The organism is Erwinia sp. AnSW2-5, assembly GCF_045107195.1.
In the GTDB taxonomy this organism is placed as follows: domain Bacteria; phylum Pseudomonadota; class Gammaproteobacteria; order Enterobacterales; family Enterobacteriaceae; genus Erwinia.
This window is the reverse complement of record NZ_JBJGXA010000008.1, coordinates 20,457-33,188: the sequence shown is the minus strand read 5'-3', so window position 1 is coordinate 33,188 and position 12,732 is coordinate 20,457. Positions and strand designations below refer to the sequence as shown.

9 protein-coding genes and 1 pseudogene are annotated in these 12,732 nt (G+C 52.0%); 7 read left to right on the top strand and 3 right to left on the bottom strand.

The genetic code is table 11. The annotated features are described in order from the left end of the window. The 4 genes and pseudogenes from ACFL9S_RS07195 to ACFL9S_RS07180 form a co-directional block, all read left to right on the top strand. A pseudogene (locus ACFL9S_RS07195) lies at positions 1 to 225 on the top strand (hypothetical protein); the annotation flags it as partial. 637 nt (positions 226 to 862) lie between these two features. Beyond that, on the top strand, positions 863 to 1,489 hold the full coding sequence (parA, locus tag ACFL9S_RS07190; RefSeq protein WP_133846726.1) for a ParA family partition ATPase: 627 nt from the start codon (positions 863 to 865) through the stop codon (positions 1,487 to 1,489). Further along, the gene (locus ACFL9S_RS07185) at positions 1,486 to 1,698 is read left to right on the top strand and encodes a plasmid partition protein ParG (RefSeq protein ID WP_405261147.1); all 213 of its coding nucleotides are present in this window, start codon (positions 1,486 to 1,488) and stop codon (positions 1,696 to 1,698) included. Before parA ends, ACFL9S_RS07185 begins: the two co-directional genes overlap by 4 nt. A 1,219-nt stretch (positions 1,699 to 2,917) precedes the next feature. Beyond that, positions 2,918 to 3,901 carry a replication initiation protein gene (locus tag ACFL9S_RS07180; protein ID WP_405261146.1) on the top strand — a complete coding sequence of 328 codons (984 nt, stop codon included), beginning with the start codon at positions 2,918 to 2,920 and terminating at the stop codon, positions 3,899 to 3,901. 276 nt (positions 3,902 to 4,177) lie between these two features. On the opposite strand, the gene ACFL9S_RS07175 is transcribed toward ACFL9S_RS07180, so the two are convergent. Beyond that, a complete protein-coding gene (locus ACFL9S_RS07175) occupies positions 4,178 to 5,266 on the bottom strand; it encodes an oxidoreductase (protein WP_405261145.1) in 1,089 nt (362 codons plus the stop codon). Positions 5,267 to 5,460: 194 nt separating this feature from the next. Here ACFL9S_RS07175 and ACFL9S_RS07170 point away from each other — a divergent pair, with 194 nt between their 5' ends. The 3 genes from ACFL9S_RS07170 (at position 5,461) to ACFL9S_RS07160 (ending at position 9,125) form a co-directional block, all read left to right on the top strand. Beyond that, complete coding sequence (locus tag ACFL9S_RS07170) at positions 5,461 to 6,525, top strand: sugar ABC transporter substrate-binding protein (RefSeq protein WP_405261144.1); 1,065 nt, start codon at positions 5,461 to 5,463, stop codon at positions 6,523 to 6,525. Between the two features lie 10 nt (positions 6,526 to 6,535). Next, the gene (locus tag ACFL9S_RS07165) at positions 6,536 to 7,780 is read left to right on the top strand and encodes an LVIVD repeat-containing protein (RefSeq protein ID WP_405261143.1); all 1,245 of its coding nucleotides are present in this window, start codon (positions 6,536 to 6,538) and stop codon (positions 7,778 to 7,780) included. 151 nt (positions 7,781 to 7,931) lie between these two features. Then, positions 7,932 to 9,125, top strand: a complete 1,194-nt coding sequence (locus tag ACFL9S_RS07160) for a CobW family GTP-binding protein (RefSeq protein WP_405261142.1) — start codon at positions 7,932 to 7,934, stop codon at positions 9,123 to 9,125. A 118-nt stretch (positions 9,126 to 9,243) separates the two neighbouring features. Here the strand turns inward: ACFL9S_RS07160 and ACFL9S_RS07155 are convergent, their stop codons facing one another. Together ACFL9S_RS07155 and ACFL9S_RS07150 are read right to left on the bottom strand one after the other, a co-directional pair. Then, the gene (locus ACFL9S_RS07155) at positions 9,244 to 10,083 is read right to left on the bottom strand and encodes an alpha/beta hydrolase (RefSeq protein WP_405261141.1); all 840 of its coding nucleotides are present in this window, start codon (positions 10,081 to 10,083) and stop codon (positions 9,244 to 9,246) included. Positions 10,084 to 10,327: 244 nt separating this feature from the next. After that, positions 10,328 to 12,643, bottom strand: a complete 2,316-nt coding sequence (locus tag ACFL9S_RS07150; protein WP_405261140.1) for an autotransporter domain-containing protein — start codon at positions 12,641 to 12,643, stop codon at positions 10,328 to 10,330. Positions 12,644 to 12,732: the final 89 nt, after the last annotated feature.

Genomic DNA, 12,732 nt, shown 5'->3' with positions numbered 1-12,732 from the left:
CTCAGCATCTCAGCATCTCAGCATCTCAGCATCTCAGCATCTCAGCATCTCAGCATCTCAGCATCTCAGCATCTCAGCATCTCAGCATCTCAGCATACAAAACCAGGGCAGAGTTATGATGTCAACGAATGGATTGCAGGATTGCAGGATTGCAGGATTGCAGGATTATTTTATGTCATCTCAGAACAGGGTAAACATAAAACGATCTATCCTGTGATTCTATAATCATATTATCCTGAGATCCCATGATTCTGGAATCCTGTGATTCTTAAGGTGTGCACTATCACTTCGGATGCCGTGAGACCGGACTGATTAGGGTTGAGCAAATCACTTCGAAACGGAGAAACGCGACTCCCGTGCAGCTTAAGAGGGAGAGGGATAAGGAAGGTGGACGCTCCAACGTTACAGCATCGGGTGTGCTAGTTGAGAGCATTTAATCTCAACGGAAGGAGCGTCCGGAAGAAATTATCTACACCTGACGTTGACCTCGCAATAAGCCGGTTTGAACTTTATGGCAACGATCACAATGTCAGAAAGGCTCTTAAGAAAAAGCTCTCAGGGAAAAGATTTATTGCGAAGGCAGTGATGCAGGTCCATGGCCGTTACAGAGGCCGGCACTTCAGGGCGAGCGTTATAACCTGTAAACCCGGTAGGTCATACCCGCAAATGATTACATGATTACATGATTACATGATTACATGATTACATGATTACATGATTACATGATTATCGAATGTCAGGACATTGTTTACAACAGGTTATTACGATATTCTGGCATCTCAGAATCCTAAGATTTTAACATCATAGAATCCTGGGATTACAGAATCCTGAGATTCCAGCCTGAAACCTGCAGGAGTGCGTCATGGCGACAAAAATCATCTCTTTCCTGAACGGAAAGGGCGGGGTAGGGAAGACCACCACGTCTATCAATATTGCAACATGTCTTGCGCGTAAAGGGCACCGTGTTGTGATGGTCGATACCGATCCTCAGGGCAGCATCAGCAACTGGTACGACGAAACAAAATGCAAATTTGACCTTGCAGAAGCCGCCTCTGAAAAAGAAGTCTATACCGTCCGTAAGCAGTTGAAGGACTACGACTACGTCGTCATCGATGGTGCCGCTGCCATCACTGCGATTTCTTCCGCGGCTGTCATGGTCAGCGACCTGGTGCTCATCCCGGTGACTCCTTCCCCTCTCGATTTTGCTGCCTGTGGTGCTATCCTGGCTGTTGTCGAAGCACGTGAAAATCTCCAGCCCGTGATCGCTCGCTTCCTGATCACGAAAAAAGTGGCCTCTACACGCATGCTGGAAGTGCTGAAAGAGTCGATCGAGGATACCGGTGTGCCTGCGCTCAGAACCGCAACAACGCAGCGTCAGGTGTATATACGCACGATGCTGGATGGCGGGACGGTTTTTGATACCACCGACGGCAATGCAAAAGGGGAGATTGAAGTGATGACCAATGAAATCCTGGAGTTACTGGCATGAAGATGAAACTTGGACAACACCGCCAGCTGGCACCCGCACTGGACGCTGTAAGCAAACCTGTTGGCGGAAGCGTGAAGAAGTTGCAGACGAACATCGATGAAGAACTCCATCGCAGATTCAAAACGGCCTGCTTCCTGCAGGGGCGTGAGATGAAAGATGTTTTGACAGAACTCATTGAGGGTTGGCTGCCTGAGAACGAAGCCAGATAACAAGCTTCTTCACTCATGATTACGCAGACGATCCTTTCTGGCTACGATTACCCGGTGGTAAAACGGATCATCTGAAAGGATCCTGCTTCAAAAAAGATCTCATAGTGTTTGTTTTTCTTTTTATAGTTTAGATCTTTCTCTTTTAGGGCCAAATTTCATTTTTATAATCAAAAGATTACAGCACAATAGGTGGAGTGATTTCCTGCGCCAGGTGGAGTGATTTTATGCTCTATGTGGAGTGATTTCCTGTTATATGTAGAGTTTTTTCCTGTTGATAACTTTCTGATTTACTTAAATAATATTACGTGGAGAGATTTTCTGTTGATAACTCTTTCCCCGATCCTTCATCACGATCCCCTGCCTGATGTGTACTCATCCTCTCTTTGCCTGCCACTATGTGGAGATATTTTCTGTTCACCCTCTCGTGAAAAGTGACTGTGTCACATTATCTGAGATGCTGATGCCAGAAACGATCTTACACCATAAGAAAATTATTCAATAACACCAATACGTTAACTTATCTCGTTATCGGTTATGTGGAAGGATTTTCTGCTCATAGGATGTAGCCAGCCTTATGTGGAAGAATTTCCTGTCTGTCGGCATTCCGCGCCTGAATATGAAAGGTGGAATGATTTTCTGTTGTTCTGCGGATATGTGACCGCGTCACGTCATCATGATATGTGGAAAGATTTTATGCAGTGCGCCGCAGGTTCTCTGTCGGGGAATGAAACGTGGAAAGATTTCCTGTGATATGTGGAGTGATTTTCTGCTGAGGGACGTTTGCAGGGCAAAAAGTGTCACTGACATGAGTGGCAGGTAAGGCCGGCAGCGCGTTATGTGGAGAGATTTTCTGGTGAGTTTTTAAATAACTATATGAAAATTAGTCATAAAAAAATAACTGACCTGAATACATGTGCGTAGAGTGTTCGGGTTCCGTGTCTGACGACGAGGGACGTTGTTATATGTGGAAAGATTTTCTGTCCCTGTCAGGTCTCTTCATGTGGAGTCTTTTTCTGTTGAAAACCAACAGAAGAACGATCCTTTTTGCGATATAAATGATCCGTGCAGAAGCTTATGTGGAAACATTTTATGTTTTGATATTTCGATGCTCTATTTAACTGTCTGATTTTAATAGTGTAATAAGTGTTAATTTTTACTTTACCGCCATATTTTTTGTGTGGAATACTTTGCTGAACATTCCACAAAGGGATCCTGCTACATGGAGCTGAACAAACTGACCGTTGTGCAAGGAAACGATCTCCTTGAAGGGGCTTACAGCGTCACGCTTGATGAAATGCGTTTGCTGAACCTTGCACTGGCACAGATCGACAGCAGGAAACCCCAGCCCGACGCGCTCTACCGTCTTTTTCCTCACGATTATCAACGAATCTATGGCCTTAACCCGACGAGCAGTCACCGCCAGTTACGGGAAGCGGCCGAGAGTCTGATGAAAAAACCGGTCACCATCTATCTGCCCGATCGTAAAACCGGCAAGATGCGTACCGTGCAACTGTCGTGGTTTTCCCGTCTTGAATATGTCAGCAGCGATGAGCAAAGTGCTGTCGTTCTGCGCTTCGGACAGGATGTGGCCCCCTATCTCTACGAGTTGAAAGAGTCGTTTACTAAACTGAATTTTGCCAATATTGCCAAACTGGATACGTCGTTTTCCGTGCGGCTCTACGGCTGGTTAATCAAGGCGAAAAACCTCTACGGGCGTAAAAGTAGCAAAGCGATTGAGGTGACGCTGGCACTCGACTGGATGCGGGAAAAGGCCGGATTACAGGGGAAGTACGAGGATTATCGCGACTTCCGCCAGAAATTGCTGGAGCCGACGCTGGCGCGCATCAATGCCAATACGGATATTTCCGTGATCTGGGAGCCGATCAAAAAAGGTCGTACCGTTGTATCGATTAAATTTTCCTATGTGGATGAATCTACGCCGGAAGCCAGTAAACCGCTGCGCCCAAAATTTCCACGTCGTCCGCGGGCGGTGGTGGGATCAGAGCTGGAAGGTGACTGGGCGCGACGTTGCATTACTGTCATGGAACAGTACCGCAATCGGCTAACGGCATACGATCAGAGCGAGAAAGTGCCGTTGACGGATGTCAGAAAACTGGCGGGATGGTATAAGATCATCGGTGATAAAATCAGCCATAAGCGTGTGATGAGCGAAGTCACTGAACGTGCCAAAAAAGCTCAGTAAAATCAGTGGTGTTGCTTTTTTATGGCGAGGGTTTTGCCGTAGTTGACCGAAGTTACTCACCGTATTATCCCCCGTTTCTGTGGATAAATCTCCGCTGCGGGTAGCCCGCCTGAGTATGCCAAAGAGCACCGTGGCAGACTGGACGGGAGGGCATCGCACAGAAAATTCCTCCACATTAGCCGTTTTCCCTCTGTTATCGGGGGAGCTTCCCGATTCGGAAAGACAAAAAAAGCCTTATTTCTCAATAAGGCTTTCTAGCATGTGGCTAAGGCATTTTTACTGACCGAGTGCTTCTACTGTGATCAAGGCAGCACGCAGGCTTTCCGTCGTCACCGGAACGGGCAGGGAATGGATTGACTCTGCCGGGCGCAGTGTATGCGCAATCACCTGGTCAATCTCCGGCTGGTTATTGATGTCCACATCCAGCTCAGCCAGCGTGGTGGGCAGATGAAACTGCTGGTAGGCAGCAATCAGCTGTCGGGCGGTATCGATCTGCGATAACAGCACGCACTGTACCAGGATCCCGTAGGCCACTTTTGTGCCATGCAGATAGCGTGCAGTCTGTGGCAGGATCGTCAGACCATTGTGTACGGCATGTGCGGCAGCAATGCGCGTATAGCGCTCCCCAAGCCCACCCACCATCCCGCCGCCAGCGATAATGGCATCAATAACATCACGAAAATTTTGGCTTAACACGCCATTGCGCTGATCCTCCAGCGCGGCAGCACTCTGGTTTAGCAGAACATCACGTAACGTGGCCGCCGTGTCGATCCCCAGCCGCACTGTTAACGGCAGGGCATCTGGCTGCGGGGCCAGCACCACCGCCTCGTACCATTTCGCCAGCGTGTCGCCGATCCCGGCCAGCAGATATTCCACCGGAGCACGAAGCAAAATTTCAGGCTCGACCAGCACCAGATGGTTGGCATCGTTAAACACCTCATAATGGGATGCCTGACCGGCGCTGTTATACCAGACGGAAAGCGGTGTCCAGGCCGCGCAGGTGGCGGCTATGGTAGGAATGGCCACGCAGGGCACATTCAGACGCCTGGCCAGTGCTTTGGCGGTGTCCAGCAGGGCACCGCCACCGATGCCGATCACCACCTGACGATCGTCGCCGGAAGCCTGTGCCAGCGCGGTGAGGTCCGGATCGGTACAGTGTCCACCAAACGGAAGATGGCATGCTCCCGGCAGAGAGAAACTCTCCGGTAAAAAGGGCTGTGCCGCAGCGATAGCGCGTTCGCCATAGATCCAGACGGCGCGGGAAAGCTGATCCTGGTGATAAAAATCATCGAGACGCAGCAGGGCGCCAGGATGAGAATAGAAGTTGGCCGGGCCGACCACGACCTGAATATCAGTGTTGTTCATAAAAATTCCTTTGTTTTTTACTATCCTGGGGCTGTGGCCGGTATCAGGCTAATACTTTTTTTGTAGCTTTATATTCTTTTTACTTCTTTGTCAGTGGGTTGGCTGCTGTGAAAAAGTGACAGGCCGGACCGTCAATGACTGCGGCCACTAAAAACGATACGTCACTTTTCTTATTCCGCTACAGGGATTTTTACATGAAACCACTCATTCCTTTACTGGCCCTCTGGGTGGCCAGCGTTTTACCCGTTCACGCCGCCACTCTGGCCCCGGTGCCGGAAAAAATCGCCAGCCATGATGGCCCGGTGCGTATTGCCGTGATCCGCAATCTGGGATCCGACGATAACACCACCCAGTTCGTGCAGGGCGCAACCCAGCAGGCGAAAGCGCTGGGTTTCAAAGTCAGTACCTTTTTAACCAACGGTGACGATGCCCGTTTTCAGGACTTCGTGAACCAGGCCATCAGCCAGAAATATGACGGCATTATTTTGTCTCAGGGACGCGCACCTTATTCCAGCGCTCTGATTAAACGTATCGCCGACAGCGGTATTGCCGTGTCGGTATTTGATACGGCGGTAGACGGCGAGATCCCTGGCGCCACTGTGACCCAGCAGGACGATGCCTCGCTGACTTCGCTCTCTTTTGGTCAGCTGATCAAGGACCATAACGGCAAAGCCAACATTATCAAGCTGTGGGTGGCGGGTTTCCCACCGATGGAACGTCGCCAGGCGGCCTATAAAGAGTTGCTGCAGGCAAACCCAGGCATTCATGAGCTGGAGTCTGTGGGGGCCGTCTCGTCCGATGTGCAGGGCGATACCGCCAACAAAGTGGGTGCCTTACTGGCCAAATATCCGAAAGGGAAAGTGGATGCGATCTGGGGAACCTGGGATGCTTTCACTCAGGGCGCTGTCAAAGCGTTGAAAGAGAACGGGCGTACCGAAATCAAAGTCTACAGCATTGACGTCTCTAATCAGGATCTGCAGCTGATGCGTGAAGCCGGTAGCCCGTGGAAAGTGACGGCGGCGGTAGATCCTAAGTTGATCGGTGCGACTAACGTACGTCTGATCGCGCTGAAACTGGCGGGTGAAGCTACGCCAGCCACCTATGATTTCAAAGCCACGGTGATCCCGCAGGCGCTGCTGGTCAGCCAGCCTGGCCCGGTGAATGTAGCTGGCCTGAGCAAAGTGATCCCTGGCTGGGGCCAGACGGAAGACTTTATCGCACCGTGGTTCGCCACGCTGGAAGCGAAGTACAAAAAATAAGGAGTGGCAGATGAGTAACGCGCTTCCCGTGCCGGAATACAGCCGCAATATGCGGCTGATCGGCCATAGCGATCAGGGCGGGCGCCCTGATGGTGTTCAGCTGATGGTCCATCGTGGTTATGCCTATATCGGTCATATGGTGTCACAGGGTTTCTCGGTGGTTGATGTTCGCGATGCCAAAAATCCCCGAACGGTGGCGTATATTCCCGCGCCGCCAGGCACCTGGAATGTACATCTTCAGGCCCATGACGACCTGTTGCTGGTGATTAATGCTCGCGATCTGTTTGCTGATGCCCGCTTTGCCGATGAAAAGGTGTACTACACCCGTTCGGTCGGAGAAACGGTCAGCGATGTGGAGGATAAAGGCTGGAGTGCCGGGCTGCGCATCTTCGATATATCCACCCCTGACAAACCTCGCGAGATCAGCTTTCTCTCCCTGGACGGCATTGGTATCCACCGTATCTGGTACGTTGGTGGCCGCTGGGCCTATGTTTCGGCGCTGATTGACGGCTTCAGCGACTATATTTTCCTGACCATTGATCTGGCGGATCCGCGTAAGCCGGAAGTGGCCGGGCGCTGGTGGTTGCCAGGCATGAACACGGCTGCCGGAGAGACGCCAGGCTGGGAAGAGGGTAAACGCTACGCCCTGCATCATGCCATCATCAGCGGTGATGTGGCCTACGGCAGCTGGCGTGACGGGGGGCTGACGCTGCTGGATGTCAGTAACCGGACGGAGCCTAAGCTGATCAGTCACCGTAACTGGAGCCCGCCGTTCGGGGGCGGGACGCATACCGCGCTGCCGCTGCCGGATCGGGATCTGCTGGTGGTGCTGGATGAGGCGGTGCTGGACAACCAGGAGGATGGTGAAAAGCACATCTGGCTGTTTGATATTCGCGATAAAACCAATCCGGTCAGCATCTCCACCTTCCCGCAGCCTGAAGAGCGGGACTATGTGGCCAAAGGGGCACATTTTGGCCCGCATAATCTGCATGAGAACCGCCCCGGCAGCTTTATCAGTTCGACCCTGATCTTTGCCACCTGGCAGAATGCCGGAGTCCGGGCCTTCGATATCAGTAACCCTTACCGTCCGGTAGAAACCGGCGCGCTGGTACCTGCTGCACCGGAGCGGATGATGGATACCCGTCCGGGTCGTCCGCAGGTGATCCAGTCCTGCGATGTGTTTGTCGATGCTCAGGGGATTATTTACAGCACCGATTACAATGGCGGGCTGTCAGTGATCGAGTACCTCGGCTGATCCTGCCTGTATCTCTGTCAACAAGGCGCTGACGCCAGCGCCTTTTTTATTGTTTTTAACCCGCCTGATTCGTTCCGGATGCTGCAAATTTAATTGTTATAATATAACATTTAGGTTATCACTTACGACACACCCAGGATCAGGCCATCCGATGCAGCGCATACCCTTAACCATCCTTAATGGATTCCTCGGCGCAGGAAAAACCACCCTGCTGAAAAGCCTGCTGATGCAGGCTCATCAACAGCATCTGTCGGTCAGTGTGATCGTCAATGATATGAGCGAACTGGATATCGACGGTGTGCTGATTGCCAATACGGAAATCGTCGGACGTGAAAAACATAACTTTATTAGCGTGTCGGCCGACAGCATCAGCAGCCCCAGCGGGATAGCAAAACTGGCCGCCGCGCTGGATGAACTGATAGCACGACACCGCCCGGACCATCTCTTTCTGGAGACCTCAGGCAGTAGCCACCCGTTACCGCTGATTAAGCTGCTGCGCCATCATTCTCATGTCAGGTTACAGGGGCTGATCTCCCTGATGGATGCAGTGATGCTGGAAAATGATTATGCGGCGGGCAGTACGCTGCTTCCCCGCTGGCAGGACAATGTGCGCCAGCAGCGCCGGGGAGTTGAGGATCTGCTGGCCGAACAGCTGCTGTTTTGCAGTCATTTAATGCTGACCAAAGTCGACCGCCTGCCTGCCGACAGCGTGATGCAGATTGCCCGCACGCTCCACCCGATCAATCCGGGTGTGGCGATTGTGGCGCTGCCCTGGGGCAACATTGAGCTGGACGACGTGCTGGCGATGCCCGACTACGATTTTCACCGGGTGGCCACGCTGATTGAGGAGCTGGAAGCGACGATTGAGCATCCGTCCGATCACGAGCCATATGATATTGAATCACGGGTGCTCCACGACGATCGTCCATTCCACCCGCAGCGCCTGTGGGACACTTATCAGCAGCATCTGGGAGAGGGCATCCACCGCAGTAAAGGTTTTTTCTGGCTGCCCGGTCGCGACGATCTCGCGCTGCTGTGGAATCAGGCCTCCGGCAGTATCAGCCTGGAGTTTATCAGTTACTGGAAAGCGGGCGTGCTGGCGCATGAAAACAACCGTCTGAATAACGAGGAGCGTCGCATTCTGCAACAGCAGATGAAGGCGATGCCGGGGCGTTTTGGCGATCGGCGTTGCAGCCTGACGGTGATCGGCCAGCGCCATCAGCTGGATGATTTCTGCCGCGCGCTGCGGCGCTGTTTTCTGACGGAAGAGGAAATTGACTGGTGGCAGGATGGGGGAGAATTTCCCGATCCCTGGCCGCAGCGGGTAGGGCGGTTAAAGAGTTGAAGACGGTTTTGATTATTCAGCGTTAAATGCCCATACATGTTCAACGTCTGTAACAGGTGATGCCGTCAGGGGAGCGGTTGCTCCCATCAGGACTTCTGCTGCTATCTCTCAAGGCAGGCTATCGGTTGCAAGCCGGGGTGATATCGAGCAACCTGGGCCATTGTCTTTCCCAGGGGCCCCGGTGATCCATTTTCGCAACCACCTCTGATTTGGCACACAAAGGGCCTGCCTGGTTCACAAAACGCCTGGCGACTTCAGGTGAAATGATAAGGTCTTTTTCTCCACTGAAATGAACCTGAGGTAAATGTTCGAGCCGCCATGCTTTATCAATGGGATTGAGTGATTCTGGCATGGCTGACACATTGTGCTGTTGATTGACATAGGTGATGTCCAGATAACCCGCGACTGTTCGCAGTGACTGGATATCATCGCGTTGTTCAGCTAACAGGGCGGCAACGGCCCCTCCACCGGAATAGCCAGTCAACGCCAGTTTGCTGATGTGGCCGTGCGCTTTGAGCTGATCCAGTGCCTGGGAAAGGGAGTTGATGACTTCCTGGGAAAAGCGTTTTCCCGTCCAGTAGGTAACCTGACAATGAGGGTTGAGTTCACGTGGTGTAAACTGGCATGGGCGTGCCAGGTAAGCCACATTTGCGGCCGGGTCAAGAGTTGCCAGCGTCAACGCCATGGGGTTATCGGGCGTCGGATCCGGCGACGGCTGATAGCGGGATAACCATGCCACACCATCACCTTCAATATAGACATGCAGTGGCTGTGTATCATCGGTTATCCGGGTATACGTCGTGTAGGTAAATAGCGGAGTATTAATATAGTGCCTGACCAGCCCGGCCGGCAAGGCGATCCTGTCTGCCTGTTCAAGGGGGGGAGTCATACATCCTGTCAGTATTACCGCCAGCAGAAGCAGGATGATGTTCCGGATGGAGAACGAACAGGTTTTCATATGACGTGTTTTCGCAGTTTATTTGCCATTATTCGGGTGACACTGGAAAGGTCGGCACATGATAATTTTGCACTGCCCTGTTGTGTCAGCGGATGAGCCGGAGCAAAGCCTTTCATCAACTGCTTATGCCGCATTGACACGGTCTGTCCGGTGGCGAGGATATTTGCCTGAACCAGAGGGTAATCGACCCGATTGCTATAGGCCGGGAGCTGATCATATTGATAGCTCCCGGCTTGGTTCAGGATCAGAACAATTGCTTGAAACGCAGGCTTACTGACTGATTGGTGTAATTTGAAGCAGTACCCAGATCATAGTAGGCGGTCATACTCGTATTTCTGGAACTTAGCAGTGTTGCCCCTACCATCACGTCAGCTGAATCCCTGGTCGGGCTGCTACCCTGTGAGACAAAGCTGGTTTCGGCCGTGCTGGCGGCATAAGCAGAGGTAATGTCCATGCTGTTGTTGTTGTACTGATGATTCCACAACACCTGTACATAAGGCACGACATCACCCAAACGGCTAGACAGCGTGGTTTCCAGTTTTGCCCCCAGGCCGGACTTGATTGAATCGCTGTGTGCTGAATCCACCTTCAGAGCGGCACCATTGCCACCACTTTCGGTATAGCCCTCCTGGTACAGATAGCTATAGGTGGCATTAGCGATGGGGGTCAGTGTTACGTTACTGGTAAGAGCAATCGGGTAACCAAATTCTGCCTTGAGGGCATATTGCTGACCGTCGAAGTTACCATTGGCCACGCCATCATAGCCAGTGAAACTGACTTGTCGCTGGGTTTTGTAATTCTGCTCAAGCACGGCAGCATACAGATTGGAATACCACGTGGGTGCCGCATAGCTGGCATAAGCGGTCAGACCATAGGACTTAACGTCTGAATTGGATCCCTGAACATTATCTCTACCGTCAACGCTGGTATAGGTATAGCTGAATGCTCCCCCAAGACGCCAGTCTTCGGTTATCGCGTGATCATAGCCCATCACCGCGCCACCATAATTGGCGCGGTAACCGGAGATATCATCCGTCATATCCTGGCGTGCCTGGCCCCCAAAAATCTGACCCCAGCCAGACTGTTGCAGTGCGTCATCCCCGGCGGAAAGACCGCTCTCCCCCTGATTTGCCCGGGCAATCCTGACAGCGTCAATGTTACTAAGACGGTTGCCGATCACATTTATCATGTCAAAGGTCGCGGAGCTTGTCGCCATGCCAGCACTGGCATTCTGATGGGGAGAAAGCTGCTCGCCGGATTTGTTAGCCTCCGCAGTGGAGCTGATGGCAAGGGATGCATTATAGAGGTTTAGCAGGGCGGCATCGGAGATACCGGAATAGTTTTGTAAGCCCCTCAGAGAGGAAACGGCATTCGTTGTGGTGGCATGTGAGGTATTATTGCTATTGCCCGGTGTGGGGTTGTTCGTGCCGGGTGTAGAGTTGCCTGACAGTGTCAGGACAAGATCGGTATTCGCGCCATCGGCCACGGCAGCGCCAGTAATTGAGCCGTTGTATCCGGTTGCCGAGTATTTGAGGCTGGATTCGTTGTAGATGCCGGTGCCGGCAGAGATGACGACATAGCGCTGGCCGCCCGCAAAGGCATAACCCAGACTCTTGAGACCGATTGACGAACCCGACGCAATACTGGCGGTGCCCGATACCAACAGACGGCCATAACCGAGATCGCTGTCGATACCGCCCAGCGTCGTGGCGCCGCTGGCAACGCCGATCAACAGACTGGCATCAGCAGCCTGCGCATAGTTTCCGGTGATGCTGAGGGCATTGTTGACCTGTAGCGTCGCCCCCGTGTTGTTCACGGTATTGCTGCCAGTGTCGATATTGTCGTTGAGCAACAGATTGCCGGAAGTGAAGTTCACATTGCTACTTTGACTGGCAATAGTCCCGATAGAGGCACTGCTGATAATATTGTTACCGGTGCCACCGGTCAGGGTACCAAAAATCGTACCGTTGCCACCCTGGATAGTCAGGTCCTGGCTGGAATTATTTACAATACCACCGACAATAGTGCCTGAGTTTTTCAACACCCCTGTCGTGCTGCCAGATTCAAGAATTAGTGCAATGTCACCCCGGATCAGGCCGCTGTTGGTGATTGTGCCTATCGTGCCAGCATTTATGATACCAAAGCTTGAGGCGCTAATGATGGTGCCGCTGTTATTCAAGGTGGTGATGCTGCCTGCGTTCTGGATTGCAGCGTACCCGCCTCTGATCAGCCCCATGTTGTTCAGTGTGCCAATCGTGGTGCCGTTGACTAATCCATTAAGATTCCCGCTGATGATGGAACCGTTATTGCTCACCGTACCCAGCGTTCCCGACAGGATCAATAACGCATTATTACTTGCACCGGGGATGACAGAGCCGGTACTGGTAATGTCCAGGTTGCCAGTACCCGAACTATAAACATAAGGAGATGTCAGCGCCGTACTGATGGTGGTGGCCGTTGCCTGTAAAGAGGATAATGCTCCAATCAGGGACAAACTGAGCGTACTCAGCCGCCAGGAAGGCGATAATTGGATTTTATACGCGTTTTTTTTAAATTTCACGATTTCTTTTTCCTGCGCTGTTTTATCATCCTTCATAAGGATGCCTTTATATTCGGTATTTAAATAACCGAATGCCTGAGGTGCAACAA